19 protein-coding genes are annotated in these 17,016 nt (G+C 70.1%); 13 read left to right on the forward strand and 6 right to left on the reverse strand.

What is annotated here, in order from left to right; all coding sequences use genetic code 11:
• Nucleotides 1-61: 61 nt before the first annotated feature.
• Both ACOACQ_RS07015 and ACOACQ_RS07020 read right to left on the reverse strand, forming a co-directional pair.
• Complete coding sequence (locus ACOACQ_RS07015) at nucleotides 62-793, reverse strand: response regulator (RefSeq protein ID WP_420287967.1); 732 nt, start codon at nucleotides 791-793, stop codon at nucleotides 62-64.
• A 123-nt stretch (nucleotides 794-916) separates the two neighbouring features.
• Nucleotides 917-1,276 carry a hypothetical protein gene (locus ACOACQ_RS07020; protein WP_378596206.1) on the reverse strand — a complete coding sequence of 120 codons (360 nt, stop codon included), beginning with the start codon at nucleotides 1,274-1,276 and terminating at the stop codon, nucleotides 917-919.
• A gap of 221 nt (nucleotides 1,277-1,497) precedes the next feature.
• On the opposite strand from ACOACQ_RS07020, the gene ACOACQ_RS07025 reads away from it, so the two are divergent.
• A complete protein-coding gene (locus tag ACOACQ_RS07025; RefSeq protein WP_420287968.1) occupies nucleotides 1,498-2,358 on the forward strand; it encodes a sigma-70 family RNA polymerase sigma factor in 861 nt (286 codons plus the stop codon).
• Nucleotides 2,359-2,422: 64 nt separating this feature from the next.
• Here the strand turns inward: ACOACQ_RS07025 and ACOACQ_RS07030 are convergent, their stop codons facing one another.
• A complete protein-coding gene (locus ACOACQ_RS07030; RefSeq protein WP_420287969.1) occupies nucleotides 2,423-2,581 on the reverse strand; it encodes a hypothetical protein in 159 nt (52 codons plus the stop codon).
• Between ACOACQ_RS07030 and ACOACQ_RS07035 the strand changes: the two genes are divergently transcribed.
• Nucleotides 2,568-3,431: an SDR family oxidoreductase gene (locus tag ACOACQ_RS07035; RefSeq protein WP_420287970.1), complete on the forward strand. Its 864-nt coding sequence runs from the start codon at nucleotides 2,568-2,570 to the stop codon at nucleotides 3,429-3,431. The two genes, ACOACQ_RS07030 and ACOACQ_RS07035, sit on opposite strands and share 14 nt — an antisense overlap.
• A 234-nt stretch (nucleotides 3,432-3,665) precedes the next feature.
• The gene (locus tag ACOACQ_RS07040) at nucleotides 3,666-4,316 is read left to right on the forward strand and encodes a PAS and ANTAR domain-containing protein (protein WP_378596553.1); all 651 of its coding nucleotides are present in this window, start codon (nucleotides 3,666-3,668) and stop codon (nucleotides 4,314-4,316) included.
• Nucleotide 4,317: 1 nt separating this feature from the next.
• On the opposite strand, the gene ACOACQ_RS07045 is transcribed toward ACOACQ_RS07040, so the two are convergent.
• Nucleotides 4,318-4,440: a hypothetical protein gene (locus tag ACOACQ_RS07045; protein ID WP_378596552.1), complete on the reverse strand. Its 123-nt coding sequence runs from the start codon at nucleotides 4,438-4,440 to the stop codon at nucleotides 4,318-4,320.
• Between the two features lie 245 nt (nucleotides 4,441-4,685).
• Between ACOACQ_RS07045 and ACOACQ_RS07050 the strand changes: the two genes are divergently transcribed.
• From ACOACQ_RS07050 to ACOACQ_RS07065, 4 genes are read left to right on the forward strand one after another with little or no spacing between them, the layout of a single operon-like run.
• The gene (locus ACOACQ_RS07050; RefSeq protein ID WP_378596551.1) at nucleotides 4,686-5,135 is read left to right on the forward strand and encodes a hypothetical protein; all 450 of its coding nucleotides are present in this window, start codon (nucleotides 4,686-4,688) and stop codon (nucleotides 5,133-5,135) included.
• A 6-nt stretch (nucleotides 5,136-5,141) separates the two neighbouring features.
• Nucleotides 5,142-6,374, forward strand: coding sequence for an NRAMP family divalent metal transporter (locus ACOACQ_RS07055; RefSeq protein ID WP_420287971.1), 1,233 nt, complete (start codon nucleotides 5,142-5,144; stop codon nucleotides 6,372-6,374).
• Nucleotides 6,374-7,045, forward strand: a complete 672-nt coding sequence (locus tag ACOACQ_RS07060; protein WP_378596549.1) for a hypothetical protein — start codon at nucleotides 6,374-6,376, stop codon at nucleotides 7,043-7,045. Before ACOACQ_RS07055 ends, ACOACQ_RS07060 begins: the two co-directional genes overlap by 1 nt.
• A 35-nt stretch (nucleotides 7,046-7,080) precedes the next feature.
• Complete coding sequence (locus ACOACQ_RS07065; RefSeq protein WP_378596548.1) at nucleotides 7,081-7,350, forward strand: DUF7218 family protein; 270 nt, start codon at nucleotides 7,081-7,083, stop codon at nucleotides 7,348-7,350.
• Between the two features lie 3 nt (nucleotides 7,351-7,353).
• Here ACOACQ_RS07065 and ACOACQ_RS07070 read toward each other — a convergent pair whose 3' ends face one another.
• Nucleotides 7,354-9,111, reverse strand: a complete 1,758-nt coding sequence (locus ACOACQ_RS07070; RefSeq protein WP_420287972.1) for a dolichyl-phosphate-mannose--protein mannosyltransferase — start codon at nucleotides 9,109-9,111, stop codon at nucleotides 7,354-7,356.
• A gap of 89 nt (nucleotides 9,112-9,200) precedes the next feature.
• Between ACOACQ_RS07070 and rsmI the strand changes: the two genes are divergently transcribed.
• The gene (gene rsmI / locus ACOACQ_RS07075) at nucleotides 9,201-10,037 is read left to right on the forward strand and encodes a 16S rRNA (cytidine(1402)-2'-O)-methyltransferase (RefSeq protein ID WP_378596546.1); all 837 of its coding nucleotides are present in this window, start codon (nucleotides 9,201-9,203) and stop codon (nucleotides 10,035-10,037) included.
• A complete protein-coding gene (locus ACOACQ_RS07080) occupies nucleotides 10,030-10,878 on the forward strand; it encodes a TatD family hydrolase (RefSeq protein WP_420287973.1) in 849 nt (282 codons plus the stop codon). Before rsmI ends, ACOACQ_RS07080 begins: the two co-directional genes overlap by 8 nt.
• 37 nt (nucleotides 10,879-10,915) lie before the next feature.
• On the opposite strand, the gene ACOACQ_RS07085 is transcribed toward ACOACQ_RS07080, so the two are convergent.
• Entirely contained in the window at nucleotides 10,916-11,878 is a 963-nt protein-coding gene (locus ACOACQ_RS07085; RefSeq protein ID WP_420287974.1) for an MOSC domain-containing protein, read from the reverse strand.
• Between the two features lie 282 nt (nucleotides 11,879-12,160).
• Here ACOACQ_RS07085 and ACOACQ_RS07090 point away from each other — a divergent pair, with 282 nt between their 5' ends.
• The 4 genes from ACOACQ_RS07090 (at nucleotide 12,161) to ACOACQ_RS07105 (ending at nucleotide 17,016) form a co-directional block, all read left to right on the forward strand.
• Nucleotides 12,161-13,324 carry a transglycosylase family protein gene (locus tag ACOACQ_RS07090; protein WP_420287975.1) on the forward strand — a complete coding sequence of 388 codons (1,164 nt, stop codon included), beginning with the start codon at nucleotides 12,161-12,163 and terminating at the stop codon, nucleotides 13,322-13,324.
• Between the two features lie 86 nt (nucleotides 13,325-13,410).
• Nucleotides 13,411-14,289: a 16S rRNA (adenine(1518)-N(6)/adenine(1519)-N(6))-dimethyltransferase RsmA gene (gene rsmA / locus ACOACQ_RS07095; protein WP_420287976.1), complete on the forward strand. Its 879-nt coding sequence runs from the start codon at nucleotides 13,411-13,413 to the stop codon at nucleotides 14,287-14,289.
• A complete protein-coding gene (locus ACOACQ_RS07100) occupies nucleotides 14,286-15,203 on the forward strand; it encodes a 4-(cytidine 5'-diphospho)-2-C-methyl-D-erythritol kinase (protein ID WP_378596541.1) in 918 nt (305 codons plus the stop codon). The genes rsmA and ACOACQ_RS07100 overlap by 4 nt, the downstream gene beginning before the upstream one ends.
• A complete protein-coding gene (locus tag ACOACQ_RS07105) occupies nucleotides 15,196-17,016 on the forward strand; it encodes an ABC-F family ATP-binding cassette domain-containing protein (protein ID WP_378596540.1) in 1,821 nt (606 codons plus the stop codon). The genes ACOACQ_RS07100 and ACOACQ_RS07105 overlap by 8 nt, the downstream gene beginning before the upstream one ends.

Below are 17,016 nucleotides of genomic sequence, written 5' to 3' on the forward strand. Positions count from 1 at the left end.
ACCTCCGACCGGATCCGGTCGGAGGTTCTTGTTTGCGTCGGCGAAAACGCAGCTGGGGAAGTCAGCCCACGCGGCGGGCGAGTCCCGGCAGGGACGGCCCCGGCATCGCGGTGGTGGGTACGGCGACCGGCGCGGGCGTGCTCGCCTCGGAGCCGTGCAACCGGACAGCGAGCAGGGCGGCCTGGGTGCGGTGCTGCAGGCCGAGGCGGGAGAGCAGGCCGGTGACGTGGTTCTTCACGGTCTTCTCCGCCAGGTACAGCTTCTCGGCGATCTGCCGGTTGGTCATGCCCTCGGCGATGAGGAAGAAGATCTTGCGCTGCTGCGGCGTGAGCTCGCAGATGACGTCGAGGGACCGGCGCTGGAGCTCCATCTGCTCGACGACGCGGCTGGCGACGGTGGGGTCGATGAGCGAGTGGCCACCGGCGACGAGCTTGATGCCGCTGATCAGCGAGTTGCCCTCGATGCGCTTGAGGACGTAGCCGGACGCGCCGGCGAGGATCGCGGACGAGATCGCGTCCGGGTCGTCGTACGAGGTCAGGATGAGGCCCTTGATGTTCGGGTCGACCGAACGCATCTCACGGCAGATGTCGACGCCCGTGCCGTCCGCGAGGTTCGCGTCGAGGATGGCGACGTCGGGGCGCAGCGCGAGGATCTCGCGCAGTGCGACGGTGGCGCTGCCGGACTCGCCGACGACGTCGATCGACGGGTCGGTCGCCAGCAGGCTGGCGACACCCCGGCGAACCACTTCGTGGTCGTCGACGAGGTAGACGCGGATGATCTTTTCTTCGGGCACATCCCTGAGTGTGCTGCCCGGGACGCCGTCCCGACAGGGGGTCGGGACAGGTCTGGGCGGACGTCGTGCAGAGCCTGGTCCGGATTGACTAGACCAGGCCCCCGAACGTACGAACGAGCGGCCTCAGCGGGCCCGAATGTCGGCCAGGGCGGCCGAGATGTCCCGCTCGCCACGCCGAAGCTCGGCCAGCAGGTCCACGAGGTCGCGGGTCGTCAGGTTGTCGTCGTCGAGGGTGGGTGCCATCCATTCGGCGGCTTCGCCGGCGGTGATCCGGCCACCGACGGTCAGTCGGTAGCTGGTGTCGTCGAGGTCGAAGTGGATGTCGGCGACGACGGCGTTGAAGTGCTCGTCGGCGACCGGGTCGTGGATCAGGACGTGCTCGCCGGGCTCCAGGCCACGGCTCAGTTCGTGCGCCTGGTGGCTGACAGCGAGCGAGCGGCTGCGACGAGTGAACGGGCTGAGTGCCACGTTGATCTGCTCCACGGTGTCCTCCTGGGTGCGGTCCTGACATGGAGATCAACCGCTGGGCGACCCGGTTGTTACGGCGGCGCGGGTCACCAGTGGCGTAGTTCTTTGTGACTAGGTCATATGGCCCGATCGGTGGTGATCCGTTTGAAATGGCGCTAAGTTGGGTACTGACACCCAAGAGGTAACGACGTGGCCAAGCCCACCGCCACACCACTCTCGAACACCGGGAGTAATCCGTGTCCGTTGTGTCGGAAGTACCCACCATCCCGTCCGTCTTCCTGGGCCACTCCTCGCGAGTGACCCCTGCCGAAGGCGACTCCCCTCCGGTCCGTTCGGAGGATCGCAAGGCCCGGACCGCCGAGCTGCTGGCGCAGGCTGCCCGCAGCTCTGGTCCGGACCGTGATGCCCTGCTCGAGCAGGTCATCGTGCTCAACATCCCCGTTGCCCGCACCCTGGCCGGGCGCTACCGCAACCGCGGCCAGAGCCTGGAAGAGCTCGAGCAGGTTGCCTGCATGGCGCTGACCCGCGCCGTTCAGGGCTTTGACCCCGAGCGCGGCGACGACCTGCTGGTCTTCGCGGTGCCGACGATCCTGGGCGAGCTGAAGCGTCACTTCCGCTCGGCAGGCTGGGCGGTACGTCCACCGCGCCGCGTCCAGGAGATCCGGCCGCGGCTGGCCATGGCCGAGGAGGAGCTCGCCCAGCGCCTGGGCAGGTCGCCGCGGCCCTCGGAGGTCGCAGCCGAGCTGGGCTGTTCCGTGGAAGAGGTGCGCGAGGCTGTCGCCTGCCGCGACCTGGTGCACGCGTCCTCGCTCGATGAACCGGCGTCGGAGTCGGGCAGCCCGCTCGGCGACCTGCTCCCGCAGACCGACCCCGGGTTCGCCCAGAGCGAAGCGGTGGCCATGCTGGCGCCGGCCTGCCGCAGCCTGAAGGGCCGGGACCGCCGCATCCTCCGGATGCGGTTCTACGACCAGTACACGCAGCAGCAGATCGCCGACGAGCTCGGCGTGACGCAGGTGCAGGTCTCGCGCCTGTTGCAACGCATCTTCGCCGACCTGCGCCGGGCGGTGACCGACCCCCAGCGCCCGCGCGCTGCCTGATGGGCGGCTGATCACGACGGCGACGACGGTCCACCGATATCGGTCCCTCGATACGCTCGGGAGATCAAGTCGGTGGACCGTCGTCGTGTTCCTGCCAGGTGACGGCCAGCACGGCAACCGCGGCACCCGGCCCGAGCGGCGCCACACCGCCCTGCGGGAGTCGTACGGCGACCCGGATCGGGGCCGGGCGGGCGGGTATTGCCGGGGGTATGAGCAAGGACATCCAGTTCCCGGCCCAGCAGCAGACCCCTCCCGGGTTGACCGGCGAGATGCGTCCGGTGCCGGACCATGGTGAGCAGAGCTACGTCGGGCACGCACGGCTGACCGGTCAGGTCGCCCTCGTCACCGGTGGTGACTCCGGAATCGGACGGGCGGTGGCGCTGGCCTACGCCCGCGAGGGTGCCGACGTCGCCTTCACCCACCTCCCGGAGGAGCAGGTCGACGCCGACGCCACGACCGCCCTGGTGGAGGCTGCCGGCCGGCGAGCCCTGCCGCTGGAGCTCGACCTCACCGATCGTCTGGCGTGTGACGCCGCCGTGCAGCGCACGGTCGACGGCCTGGGTGCGCTCGACATCCTCGTGAACAACGCGGGGTACCAGATGGCGCGCGATCACGCGGTCGACGACCTGAGTGACGACCGCATCGACCGGACCTTCAAGACCAATCTGTACGCGTTGCTGTGGCTGACGCGGGCCGCGGCGCCCCACCTGCGAAAGCGGCCGGGCTGCATCATCAACAACGCGTCGATCCAGGCCTTCGAGCCCTCGACCACGCTGCTGGACTACGCCGCGTCCAAGGCCGCGATCAACAACCTCACCGTCAATCTCGCTGCCTCGCTGGGCGGCGACGGGATCCGCGTCAACGCGGTCGCGCCGGGCCCCATCTGGACCCCGCTGCAGCCGGCAACCCAGGAGCCGGAGAAGGTCGAGCAGTTCGGGGCCGACACCCCGCTCGGCCGGGCCGGCCAGCCGGCCGAGGTGGCGCCGGCCTTCGTGTTCCTCGCCTCGCCCGCGGAGGCGTCGTACGTCTCGGGAACGGTCCTCGGCGTGACCGGCGGCAAGGCGGTCTTCTGAGTCGTCGGCCCCTCACCAGCCCCTCGCCAGCTCCGCCCCTGACCTCGCCGAAAATCACTCTTGTGTGGTTGGTGGAGGTTCGCAATAGTTGGTCCTGCAAATGTCCCTGTGGTCCACGTCCGGCCTCCTTGCGGTGGTTGTGGTGGCGCTGCGGGCATTCGCGGACATACGGGGGGCCGACAGGTGCGGCACCAAGCACAGTGGTGATGGCTGCGAATGAGGGGGAGTGTGGCGATGGAGCCCGAAAACCTGGACGCTGGTGATGTTCGCCAGACCGGCCGGTTCGTCTATCACGTGGCAGGCCAGCGATGGGAGTGGGACGACGACGTCTTCGCCATCCACGGCTATGCACCGGGTGAGGTGGAGCCGACGACGGACCTGATCATGCGGCACAAGCATGAACAGGATCGCGAACGCGTGGAGGAGACGCTCCACGACGCGACCGAGAACGGCGAACCGTTCAACATCTACTACCGGATCCTCGCTCGCGACGAGGAGCGGCGCGTCGTCCTCGTCGGCGAGGGCGAGTACGACGAGGGCCGGACCCCCGTCGGCAAGGTCGACCGACTGGTGGGCTTCTACCTGGACCTCACGCCGGAGATGGACGCCGCGTCGAGCGAGGCCGCGGCCGTCGCCGTGGCTGCTGCTGCCGAGCACCGGGAGACCATCGAGCAGGCCAAGGGCATCCTCATGCTCGGCTACGGCCTCGACGCCGACGCGGCGTTCGCGATGCTGAAGTGGTGGTCGCGCAACAGGAACGTGAAGGTGCGGGAGATCGCCGGACGGCTGATCATGGTGGCCCGGGAGGGACATGTCAGCCACCCTGGTCTGCGCCGGTTGCTGGACGCGCTGCTCGACGATCTCACCGCTGGTCGGTCGCAGTAACTCAGTCGAGGATCGCGGTGCCGATCAGCCACAGCACGACGAGCACCAGCAACAGAACGGCGACGAAACCCGCCACCATCTGAAGCCGCCTGAACTCGGGCTGTCTGTTCGTCTGGCTGTTCACGGCAAATGCCTCCTCGGGCTGTGTGCCTGCGTCCATCCATTCCGTGCAGTACCCGGGCGTTGTGGTCTCACCCGGGTGCGTCAGCGGTTGCGTTCCCGGGTTGCCCGACGGGTTGCATCGTGGCGCCCGGGGTACCGGCGGTTCATGACCGGCTCTGCTGCGGCCCAGTTCGCCGCGGCGGCGGTCGCGCTGGCTTTCATCGCGTTGTGGGCCGTGGTTCCGCTCTCAGGGCGGAGCCACGAACGATGAGATGGCCCCGGCGTACGACCGTCGTCGCGGTCTGGCTGGTCCAGGCCGCGGTGCTCGTCGGCTGCTCGTTGGTCGACGAACCGGACCCGGCGGAGTGGGACGCACAGGCGGGGAAGGCACTGCAGGACGCCGCCAGTGAGGTGCGCACCACCCGCCTCGCGCTGGACACGGCAGCAGACGAGCGGTCCTGGTCGTCGTACACGACCGTGCTGGTGGTGCAGGCCGAGGACGGCGTCGCCACGGTGGCCGACGACCTCGCCGTGGTCCAGGTCCCACCCGGCCGCCAACAGCGGGCCGACGAGGTGGAACGCCTGATCGACGGCGCGGTGGCCGCCGTCCGCGAGGCGCGTTCGCTCGCGCTCCGGGGGACGTACGACGACCCGGACGTCGTCGACCAGCTCGACCGCCTCGCGGGTGACCTGGAACAAGCTGCCGGGCAGGGATGAGCACCGGTGAAGCGCTACTTCGCCGTCCTGCTGGGCGTGCTGACCGCGATCGGTGGCTTCGTCGACATCGGCGACCTCGTCACCAACGCCCAGGTCGGTGCCCGGTTCGGCTGGTCGCTCGTCTGGGTGGTGCTGGTGGGTGTCATCGGGATCTGTGTCTTCGCCGAGATGTCGGGCCGCATCGCCGCGGTGAGCCACCGGGCGACGTTCGACCTGGTCCGTGAGCGGCTCGGACCACGCGTCGGGTTCCTCAACCTGCTCGGGTCGATGCTGGTCACCCTCCTCACCTTCATCGCGGAGATCGGCGGCGTCGCCCTCGCGTTGCAGCTGGTGACATCGGTGCACCACGTGCTGCTCGTCCCGTTCGTCGCGGCCGCGGTGTGGATCGTGCTGTGGCGGGCCCGGTTCTCCTCGATCGAGAACGTGCTGGGGCTGCTCGGCCTGGCCCTGCTCGGCTTCGCCGTCGCCCTGTGGCAGCTGGGACCGGACTGGGGCGAGCTGGTCGCGACCCTGTCGCCGGGGGAGAAGCCGGGCGCCGAGTCGTGGGCGACCTACGCGTACTTCGGCGTGGCGCTGTTCGGTGCGGCGATGACGCCCTACGAGGTGTTCTTCTTCTCCAGCGGTGGTGTCGAGGAACGCTGGACCAGCAAGGACATCGGCGTGATGCGGGCCAACGTCTTCATCGGCTTCCCGCTGGGCGGACTGCTGTCGGTGGCGATCGCGGGGTGCGCGGCGGTCGTGTTCCTGCCCCAGGGCATCGCGGTCGAGACCCTCGGGCAGGTGGGTCTGCCCGTCGCGGTCGCCCTCGGGAAGGTGGGGCTCGCGGTCGTCGTCCTCGGCTTCTTCGCCGCGACCTTCGGCGCCGCGTGCGAGACGGGTCTCTCCACCGGCTACAGCCTGGCCCAGTACATCGGCATCCCGTGGGGCAAGTACCTCCGTCCGGACCGGGCGGCCGGCTTCCACGTGATCGTGCTGGTGGTGACGCTGATCGCTGCCGGCGTCCTGCTGACCGGTGTCGACCCGATCCTCGTCACCGAGATCTCGGTGGTGTTCTCGGCCATCGCGCTGCCGCTGACGTACTTCCCGATCCTCGTCGTGGCCAACGATCCTGACTACCTCGGCGACCACCGCAACGGGCGGCTGGCGAACACGCTGGGTGTCGCCTATTTGTCGTTGATCGCCGTGGCGTCGCTCGCCGCGATTCCGTTGATGATCCTGACGTCGATGGGACAGGGCTGATGACGTACGACGCCGCGCTGCACCTCCTCGACCGCCAGATCGTCGACAGCGACGGCCGGCTCGTCGCCAAGGTCGACGACGTCGAGCTCACGTGGCGCGAGGACGGGACGATCAACCCGACCGGCCTCCTCGTCGGCCTGCCGGCCCTCCTGCCGCGCCTCGGCGGCTGGTGGGGAGACCGGTTGATGCGCCTGGTCGTCGAGATCCGCTGGATCGCGGAGGAGCGGGGCCGGCCGCTCGTGATCGACTTCGACCTGGTCGACGGGCTGACCAGCGAGGTGCGCCTCTCCTGCTCCGCCGAAGGCCTGCTCCGGCGCCTGCCGGAGGACCGTGACGACGACACCTGCCGGCTCGGCGACCTGCTCGGCCTGCCCGTGCGTTGCGCGGCACTACCCGCGAGGTCGAAGGTGCTCGACGCGCGGATCTCCGGGCGACCGGGGGAGCGCGGTGAACACCGACTGGCGGCGCTGGTCGTCGGGCCCGGCCGACCGGGTGGGTTGCTGGGCTACGACCGTCGGGGCGAGCCCGGGCCGGCCGTCGTGGCCGCGGTGGTGCGCTGGTTGCACCGCCATGCCCGGGCCGTCGACCTGGACGCGGCCGTGGAGATCGACCTGGTGGCCGGAGAGGTGCGGATCGGCGCCGGGGCGTCTGTCGAGCCGCTGGTCGGGTAGCGCAAGGGGAGGTCAACCCACGACGAGGAGGAGCCATGCCCGCCAAGAAGCACGGTCCCGGAATCACCAACCCCGACGTCTACGAGGAGCTCCGCGACGACGGCGCCAGCAAGGAGAAGGCCGCACGGATCTCGAACGCGATGAAGTCAGAGGGCGCCGCGAAGGTGGGCCGACGCGGCGGGCGGGCCGAGCCGTACGAGAAGTGGACGGTCAGCGCACTGCGCAAGCGGGCCGCGGAGCTGGGGGTGGAGGGCCGGTCCTACATGAAGAAGGCCCGGCTCATCTCCGCCCTGCGGAACCACTGATCCCTAGACCCAGCGCGAGAACCAGACCCGGTCCAGCCACTCGCTGTGGGTCAGCATCTGGTTGGTCCAGATCGGCCAGAACCACGCGAAGTTCACCAGGGTGAGGATCACGAACGCCCCGCCGACGATCACTCCGGTCGTACGCCGCGCCGACGGCAGCCGGGAGGGCCCGATCAGGGTCCCGATGCTCAACGTCAGGGCGATCACCGTGAACGGGAGGATCGCGATCGCGTAGAAGAGGAAGATCGGCCGGTCGTCGTACAGGAGCCAGGGCAGCCAGGTCGACAGCGCACCGACCACGGCGACGCCGTACCTCCAGTCCCGGGCACCGATCCACATCACGACCGAGAACAGCAGGGCGAGCACGCCGCCCCACCACAGCACGGGCGTCGGGATGAGCAGCACCTGCTTGATGCAGTCGCTGTTGGCGGGGGCATCGCAGCCTGGCTCGCTCGGCGCGATGTCGTTGGTGACGGCCACCCCGACGGGCCGGTTGATCAGCAGCCAGCTCGACGGCTTCGACTCGTAGAAGTGGTCCGAGCAATTCAGGAAGTGGGTGTGGAACGTGTAGACGTCCTGGTGGTAGTACCAGAGCGAACGCAGCGACTGCCACGCCTCACCCAGGCCGTGGGCGTCCTTCTCGTCCGCCGTCGGCCACTTCTTCGACTTGTCGAGGTCGGTGGCGACGTAGGAGTCGTCGTCATCGGCGCAGTGGCCATGCCCCGTGTACTGGCGGTACTGCGTCGCGCTGAGGTGCTCCTCGTACTCGTTCGCGTGCACCAGCCAGCCGCCCCACGTCGCGATGTAGACGAGGGCTCCGACGACGACCAGGTGCAGGAAGGCCGGTACGCCGTCCGCGACGGCACCCTTCGCGATCGGCCACCGGATGCCGAGGGACCGGCGGGCACCCGCGCTCCAGATCCAGCACAGGACACCGAAGGCCGCCAGCGGGTAGAGCGCCGTCCACTTGGTGCCGATCGCCAGGCCGAAGCAGACGCCGGCGGCGAGCAGCCACGGCCGGAACAGGATCCGCGGACCCCACCCGGTCAGCTGGCCGTGGACGGCCTTGCGGGCCAGCCGCGCGCGGTGCCAGTCACGATCGGCGACCAGGCACGCGACGGCGCACAGCAGGAAGAGCGCCAGGAAGATGTCGAGCAGGGCCAGCCGGGAGAGGACGAAGTGCAGTCCGTCGAGCATCAGGAGCAGGCCGGCGATGCAGCCCAGCACCGTGGAGCCCGTCATTCGTCGTACGAGGCGACACATGACGAGGACCATCAGCGCGCCGGCGACCGCGGAGGCGATCCGCCAGCCGAACGGGTCCATCCCGAAGGCCTTCTCGCCCAGGGCGATCAGCCACTTGCCGACGTCGGGGTGGACGGCGAGGGAGGGATCACCGGTCCAGACGTCGTGCGCGTGCCCGGCGAGGATGTCGTCGTTGATCTCGTTCTTGGCGTTGCCGTCGACGTCGGTCAGGTACGTCTGGATGTAGCCGTTGTTGAGCAGCGACCACGCGTCCTTGGCGTAGTACGTCTCGTCGAACGCGAACCGGTCCGGATTGCCCAGGCCGACCAGGCGCAAGCCGAAGGCCAGCAGGGTCAGGCCGATCGGCGCCAGCCAGCCGACCAGCTTCTCCCGGAGGGCGAGTCGCCGCAGCGGGTTGATCGCGCGTTCGACGGCGCGGGGCACGCGGGTCCCGGTGGCCGAGGTCGAGAGCCCGACGAGGCGCTCACGCCTGCGGGCCTTCTCGTCGACAGCGGTCACGGTCCGGAAGCCTACGCAAGCCACGGGAGGGGCGTTGGTCGAGGAGGTTGCGCAGCAACCGTCTCGAGACCATCTGCAAGGATCGGCGGGTGACTGGAGTCCTCGTGCTGGCAGGCACCCCGATCGGACAGGTCGGCGACGCGCCGCCGCGGCTCGCAGCGGAACTGGCCGGCGCGGACGTCATCGCCGCCGAGGACACCCGCCGCCTGCGCCGCCTCGTCGCCGACCTCGGCATCGAGCTGAGCGGCCGCGTCGTGTCCTACTTCGAGGGCAACGAGGCGGCGCGTACGCCGACGCTGGTCGATGCGCTGATGGCGGGCGAACGGGTGGTGCTGGTGACCGACGCGGGCATGCCGAGCGTCTCCGACCCCGGCTACCGACTGGTCGCCGCTGCGGTCGAGGCCGGCATCCGGGTGACCGCCGTGCCCGGACCGTCGGCCGTGCTGACCGCCCTTGCGGTCTCCGGCCTGCCGGTCGACCGGTTCTGCTTCGAGGGCTTCCTGCCGCGCAAGGCGGGCGAGCGCGCCCGTCGCCTGGCCGAGGTCGCCTCCGAGCAGCGCACCCTCGTCTACTTCGAGGCGCCGCACCGCACCGTCGCGGCGCTGGAGGCGATGCGTGACGCGTTCGGACCCGACCGCCCCGCGGCCGTCTGCCGTGAGCTCACCAAGACCTATGAAGAGGTACGACGCGGCCCGCTCGCCGAGCTGGTCGACTGGGCCAACGAGGGGATCCGCGGCGAGATCACCATCGTGGTCGCCGGTGTCGCGCCGGGGACCAGCGTGGCCACCGATCCCGACAGCCTGCGGGCAGCCGTCGCCGATCTCGAGGAAACCGGGATGCGCCGCAAGGACGCGATCGCTACGGTCGCCGTACAGGCGGGACTGCCGAAGCGCGAGGTCTACCAGGTGGTGCACATCGATGAGTGAGCCGGAACGTCCTCCGGTCCCCGAGGCGCTGCCGCACCCGGTCGTCGACAACCACTGTCACCTCGACATCGGCCGCAACGGCGAGCCGTGGGACACGGCCGAGGCGATCGCGGCGGCAGCGGCCGTCGGCGTACCCCGGATCGTTCAGATCGGGTGCGACCTGCCCGGCGCCCGGTGGGCGGTGAAGGCCGCTGCGGAGCATCCGGCGCTGGTCGCCGGCGTCGCCCTGCACCCGAATGAAGCGCCCCGGATCCTCGCGGACGGTGGACGCGCTGCGCTCGAAGCCGCGTGGGCCGAGATCGAGGAGCTGGCCGGCGCGCACGACAAGGTGCGTGCGGTGGGGGAGACCGGGCTCGATGCGTTCCGCACGGGGGAGGAGGGCCGCGCCGTCCAGGTGGAGTCCTTCCGGCGCCACATCGACCTCGCCAAGCGACTCGACAAGACCCTGGTCATCCACGACCGCGACACCCACGACGAGGTCCTGGAGGTCCTCGACAGCGAGGGCGCCCCCGACCGCTGGGTGATGCACTGCTTCTCCGGTGACGCCGACTTCGCCCGCGCCTGCCTGGACCGCGGGGCGCACCTGTCCTTCGCCGGCACGGTCACGTTCAAGAACGCCGAACCGTTGCGCGAGGCGTTGCGCCTGACGCCGGTCGACCGCGTCCTGGTCGAGACCGATGCGCCGTTCCTGACCCCGACGCCGTACCGCGGCCAGACCAACGCGTCGTACCTCATCCCGGTGACGCTGCGGGTGATGGCCGCTGAGCGTGGCGAGGACCTGGGCGAGCTCTGTGCGGCGATCGACGCGAACACCGAGAGGGCGTTCGGCGGGACCTGGTGAAGCGAGCCGGCCAGCCCGACCAGCCCGACCAGCCCGGTCAGCGCGGCAGGAAGCGGTTGCCGGCCTTGACGGTGTTGCGCTTGACCCGCTCGGCCATCCGGCCGAAGGTCGCTGCGACCGCGCCGTGGCTGGGTGGCGGGTCCAGGTCGACGGCGTCGCCGACACGCACCGTTCCGGCCGTGGCGACGTCGGCGTAGACGCCGAACCAGCGCTGGCCGTACGTCGACACCGACCGCATCACCGCGGGGTCGGCCGGGACCCCGGCCTGCTCCCGCAACGGCACCGTGCAGCGGATGGTCGGGACCTCGACCCGGATGCCCAGCTCGCCGGCCCGGAGCGTGCCGCCGATCCACTCCTGTTCGGCCAGGCCGTCCAGCGGGCTGTCGATGACGATGTTCGGGCGGAACCGCCGGACGTCGAAGTCGCCGCCGTGCGCGGCCATCGTGCGCAGGCTCGAGGTGGTCACGACGTGCAGCGGGTAGGCATCGGCGAAGATCCCGATCGGGGTCGCGTAGATCGCGAGCTCGGCCAGCATCTTCAGCGAGAACATCGAGTAGTCCGGCAGCGGCTCGTCGTCGGCGAGCCCGAACTGCTGGCGGATGTCCTTCTTGCTCGCGAGGACGCCGCGGTAGGCCGCCTTGTCGTGCAGCGGCGGCAGCGGGACGAGCGCGACCCGCTTGCCCGTGAGCTCGCTCAGCCGGGCGTTCATGGTCTCGGGGTCGGTGCTGGCGACCTCGGTGCCGTCCGGGAACGTGACGACCACGTCGACCACGTCGCCGGGCCCGACGCCTGCGGGTGGCTCGTCGACGTACCGCGCCGTGCAGCCGAGCAGGAGGGGGAGCCGTCGTGCCGTCGTGACGGCGTTGAGCTCGAGGTCGCGGACCGCCCACATCCGGTCGGCGTGCGCGGCGCGCTCGTCGACGTACGACGACGTCACCGTCTCCCCGCCCATCGACTTCACGGGGTAGCGCCACAGGGCTGCGATCGTGCCGACCAACATGCTTGAAAGTAGCATCGAAAGTGCTAACTGGAGTTAGCAAGATTTTGTGACGCGTGGGGCCAGAGGGGCGATTTCGGGGTGAGACAGGTCACTCCTGAGCGTGAATCGGGCCTCGAGGGTTTGCTTCTGGGTGCTAGCTCCTGTTCTCGTTGATGTCAGAAGGCCGGGATCGGAAGCACCATCTCGACCAGTTCTCACGGGATCAGGCAGTACCGCACCGCGTGTGGGAGACCCGATCGAACTGGTGGACCGAGGCCCGGGGAGCTCGAACATCGGAGAGTCGTGCAGCTTGCGCACCCCACCCTTGCCCTGCGCTCCAAGGCGCTCATCCAGAAGCTGACCCACAGCCGGGTCGCCCTCGTCGCGACGATCGTCGCGGTGTTGATCGCGGTCTCCGCGGTGACCTACGGCTACTCGTCGATGACCACCGAGGTCACGCTTTCTGTCGACGGCAAGGAGCGCACGGTCTCCACGTTCGGTGACACCGTCGAGGACGTTCTCGCGTCCGCCGACATCGACCTCGCCGACCGCGACGTCGTCTCGCCCGACCAGGACGAGAAGATCGAGGCTGGCGACAAGGTCTCCGTCCGGTACAGCAAGCCGATCGAGCTGACCGTCGATGGTGACACCAGCACCCACTGGGTGACCGCGACCGACGTCCAGGGCGCGCTCTCGCAGATCGGCACCCTGTACGCCGACAGCCGCCTCTCGACCAGCCGCAGCATGACCCTGACCCGTGGTGGCGCCGAGATCGACGTCGTCACGGCGAAGAAGCTCACCTTCAAGCTCGCCGGCAAGAAGGCTGTCAAGCGCAACGTGGTGGCCCTGACCGTCGAGGAGGCGCTGGCCGAGGTCGGCGTCGAGCTGGACAAGCGCGACAAGGTCAGCCCCAAGCGCGACGTCGAGGTCAAGGACGGCGACAAGATCGTCTACACCGACATGAACGTGAAGACCCGCAGCGTCGACGACGAGGTGTTCGACGCGCCCGTCAAGGAGATCGAGGACGACTCGATGTTCAAGGGCGAGCGCAAGGTCGTCACCGAGGGCGTCTCCGGCGTCCGCGACGTGACGTACAAGATCGTGTTCCGCAACGGCAAGGTCGTGCGTCGCGAGATCGTCGAGCAGGACGTCAGCAAGGAGCCGACGGCCGAGGTCGTGCGGGTCGGCACCAAGGAAGCGGTGGCCGCCAACTACGCCGGCGGCAGCAGCGTCTGGGACCGCCTCGCGCAGTGCGAGGCCGGCGGCAACTGGGCCACCAACACCGGCAACGGTTACTACGGCGGCCTGCAGTTCAGCCTCGGTACCTGGCGCGCGAACGGCGGAACCGGCATGCCTCACCAGGCCTCCCGCGAGACCCAGATCGCGATCGCGACCAAGGTCCGCGACGCCTCCGGTGGGTACGGCGCCTGGCCCGGCTGTGCGTCGAAGCTCGGTCTGCCCCGCTGATTGACGTGAACGGGGTCGAGCCCCGGTGTGCTGAGCTTTGGACTCAGCCGCCGGGGCTCGAACCGTTGACCGATAGCCTGATGTCCGTGCCCGACTCTGCTGCTCCACCCCGCCTGTTGGGTCCGGTGGAGGTTCGGGAGCTCGCGGCACGCCTGGACCTTCGCCCCACCAAGCAACGCGGCCAGAACTTCGTCATCGACGCCAACACCGTCCGCCGGATCGTGCGGGAGTCGGGTGTCGTCGAGGGCGAGGTGGTCCTCGAGGTGGGTCCCGGGCTCGGGTCGCTGACCCTGGCGCTCCTCGACGCCGGTGCCGACGTCACGGCGATCGAGGTCGACCAGACCCTCGCCGACGAGCTGCCGGCGACGATCGCGTCCTTCGCGCCCGACCACACGGACCGGTTCCGGGTCGTGCTCGCCGACGCGCTGGCCGTGACCGAGGTCCCCGGTCCGGCGCCGACGGCCCTGGTCGCGAACCTGCCGTACAACATCTCGGTGCCGGTGCTGCTGCACCTGATGGAGCTGCTGCCGTCGCTCGAGCACGGCCTGGTGATGGTGCAGGCCGAGGTCGCCGACCGCCTGGCCGCGCCTCCCGGTTCCAAGACGTACGGCGTCCCGTCGGCCAAGGCTGCCTGGTACGCCGAGGTGCGGCGGGCCGGCGCGATCGGCCGCAACGTCTTCTGGCCGGCGCCGAACGTCGACTCCGGGCTGGTGGCCTGGACGCACCGCCCGCCGCCGACCGACGAGGTCACCCGCGAGCAGGTGTTCGCCGTCATCGACGCCGCCTTCGCGCAGCGCCGCAAGGTCCTGCGCGGAGTGCTGCGCGGGATCGCGGGCAGCGCCGAAGCGGCCGAGGCCGCGCTCCTCGCGGTCGGTGTCGACCCGCTCACCCGTGGCGAGTCGCTCGGGATCGACGAGTTCGTCGCGATCACGATCGCGCTGCACCAGCAGGGAGTCGCGCAGTGAGCCAGCAACGCATCGACAGCCTGCCGCCCGTCACCGTGCGCGCGCCCGCCAAGATCAACCTCCACCTCGGCGTCGGCGCCCCGCGCCCTGACGGACTGCACCCGCTCGCAACCGTCTACCAGGCCGTCGGCCTGTACGACGACGTGACCGTGTACGACGCCCCTGCGTGGTCGGTCGAGCTGACCGAGCACGTCGACGGCGTGCCGCTCGACGACACCAACATCGCGATCCGCGCCGGCCGCGCGCTGGTGGAGCACCACGGCGTCGACCTCGCCGCGCACATCTCCATCTCCAAGGGCATCCCGGTCATGGGGGGCATGGCCGGCGGCTCGGCCGACGCCGCCGCGACCCTGCTCGCCCTCGACCGGCTCTGGGACCTGCAGACGCCCGACGACGACCTGCTCCGGATCGCCGGTGCGCTCGGCAGCGACGTGCCCTTCGCCCTGCTCGGTGGTACGGCGCTCGGCACCGGTCACGGGCAGCTGGTGGAACCGGTCACGGACCGCACGTCGGTGTGGTGGGTCGTCGTGCTCTCGGGCGAGGGGTTGTCGACCCCCGCGGCCTACCGTCACTTCGACGAGCTCTCGCCGGACGCGCCCGCCGACCCGCCCGTCCCCGAGGCCCTGCTCGAGGCGCTCGCCGGTGGCGACGTCGACGAGGTGGGGGACCTGCTCGCCAACGACCTGTGGCCCGCGGCGCGTGACCTCCGGCCCGATCTGGTGGACGTCGAGGTGCAGCTGCGCAGCCTCTCGCCCGCCGGCGTACTCCTGTCGGGCTCGGGCCCGACCCTGCTCGTGCTGCACGACGACGTCGACGACGCGCGTGCCACGGCTGCTGACCTCACCGAGCGCGGGTTCCGGTGCACCCTCGCGCCCGGCCCTGTCGCTGGTGCCCACGTGGTGACCTATGCCTGAACCGACCAGCCTGCTCAACCTCGAGAAGGTCTCCAAGGCCTTCGGCGTGCGCCCGTTGCTGACCGACGTCTCGCTCGGCATCGCTGCCGGCGAGCGGATCGGGGTCGTGGGCCGCAACGGTGACGGCAAGACGACGCTGCTGCGCCTGATGACCGGCACCGAGGAGCCGGACTCCGGTCGGGTCTCGCGCCAGCGCGGCCTGCTCATCGGGGTCCTCACGCAGCGCGACGACTTCGACGACACGCATTCGGTGCGCGAGGTCGTCCTCGGTGGGATGGCGGACCACGAGTGGGCCGCCGACGGGCGTTCCCGCGAGATCGTCGAGGTCCTGCTGGCGGGCGTCGAGCTCGATCGCATCATCCACGGGCTGTCCGGTGGCGAGCGTCGCCGCTGCGCGCTGGCCGCGCTGCTGCTCGGCGACCACGACCTGATCATCCTCGACGAGCCCACCAACCACCTCGACGTCGAAGCCGTCGCCTGGCTGGCTGCGCACATGGCCGGCCGGTCCTCCGCGCTGGTCGTGGTGACGCACGACCGCTGGTTCCTCGACGCGGTCTGCCAGCAGACGTGGGAGGTCCACGACGGTGTCGTCGACCTGTACGACGGCGGCTACGCCGCGTTCGTGCTCGCCAAGGCCGAGCGTTCGCGCCAGGCCAGCGTCTCCGAGCAGCGCCGGCAGAACCTCGTCAAGAAGGAGCTGGCCTGGCTGCGCCGCGGCGCGCCGGCCCGCACGGCGAAGCCGAAGTTCCGCATCGACGCCGCAAACGCCCTGATCGAGGACGTTCCTCCGCCGCGCGACCGGCTCGAGCTCCAGAAGTTCGCCACGCAGCGGCTGGGCAAGGACGTCATCGACATCGAGGACGTCGACTTCGTCCGCGGCGAGCGCACCCTGCTCAAGAACGCCACCTGGCGCCTCGGCCCCGGTGACCGGGTCGGCCTGGTCGGCGTCAACGGCGCGGGCAAGACGTCCGTCCTGTCGCTGATCGCCGGCACCGCTTCGCCCGTCGCCGGACGGGTCAAGCAGGGCCGCACGGTGGCGCTGGAGCACCTGACCCAGGACGTCGAGTTCGACGACCCGAACTCGCGGGTGCTCGCCACCGTCGAGTCGATCCGGCGCGTCACCAAGACCCTCGACGGCGAGGTGTCCGCAACCTCGCTGCTGGAGCGCTTCGGCTTCACCGGTGACCGCCTCACGGCCCGCGTCGGTGACCTGTCCGGTGGTGAGCGGCGCCGCTTCCAGCTGCTGCGGCTGCTGCTGACCGAGCCGAACGTGCTGCTCCTCGACGAGCCCACCAACGACCTCGACATCGAGACCCTCAACGTCCTCGAGGACTTCCTCGACGGCTGGCCCGGCACGCTCGTCGTCGTCTCCCACGACCGGTACTTCCTGGAGCGGGTCACCGACTCGGTCTGGGCGTTGCTCGGCGACGGCAAGGTGTCGATGCTGCCGCGTGGCGTGGATGAGTACCTCGAGCGTCGCAAGGCCGGGGGTGCGGAGAACACCACCGCATCGCCCAGGAAGTCCGATCAGGACCAAGCTGATCGAGCACCCGCTGAGGGCGGCGGTGGATCGAAGTCCAACAAGGCCCGCGCCGGTTCGGCCGAGGAGCGCACCGCTCGCAAGACGGTGGCCCGCCTCGACAAGGTGCTGGCCCGGATGGGTCAGCGCGAGGGCGAGCTGACGGCTGCGCTGCTCGACAACGCCAGCGACGCGAAGAAGCTCACCGAGATCGCGGAGGAGCTCACCGCCCTCCACGAGGACAAGGCGAACGCCGAGCTCGAGTGGCTCGAGGCGGCCGCACTCCTGGAGTGA

Origin of the sequence: Nocardioides sp. CPCC 206347 (assembly GCF_048654605.1) — a bacterium.
In the GTDB taxonomy this organism is placed as follows: Bacteria; Actinomycetota; Actinomycetes; order Propionibacteriales; family Nocardioidaceae; genus Nocardioides.

Coding starts and splice junctions, on each gene's coding strand:
- ACOACQ_RS07040 (WP_378596553.1), top strand. CDS start 3,666: ATGGAGCCCGAAAACCTGGACGCTGGTGATGTTCGCCAGACCGGCCGG.
- ACOACQ_RS07085 (WP_420287974.1), bottom strand. CDS start 11,878: ATGTTGGTCGGCACGATCGCAGCCCTGTGGCGCTACCCCGTGAAGTCG.
- ACOACQ_RS07080 (WP_420287973.1), top strand. CDS start 10,030: ATGAGTGAGCCGGAACGTCCTCCGGTCCCCGAGGCGCTGCCGCACCCG.
- ACOACQ_RS07050 (WP_378596551.1), top strand. CDS start 4,686: ATGAGATGGCCCCGGCGTACGACCGTCGTCGCGGTCTGGCTGGTCCAG.
- ACOACQ_RS07060 (WP_378596549.1), top strand. CDS start 6,374: ATGACGTACGACGCCGCGCTGCACCTCCTCGACCGCCAGATCGTCGAC.
- ACOACQ_RS07035 (WP_420287970.1), top strand. CDS start 2,568: ATGAGCAAGGACATCCAGTTCCCGGCCCAGCAGCAGACCCCTCCCGGG.
- ACOACQ_RS07105 (WP_378596540.1), top strand. CDS start 15,196: ATGCCTGAACCGACCAGCCTGCTCAACCTCGAGAAGGTCTCCAAGGCC.
- ACOACQ_RS07030 (WP_420287969.1), bottom strand. CDS start 2,581: ATGTCCTTGCTCATACCCCCGGCAATACCCGCCCGCCCGGCCCCGATC.
- ACOACQ_RS07065 (WP_378596548.1), top strand. CDS start 7,081: ATGCCCGCCAAGAAGCACGGTCCCGGAATCACCAACCCCGACGTCTAC.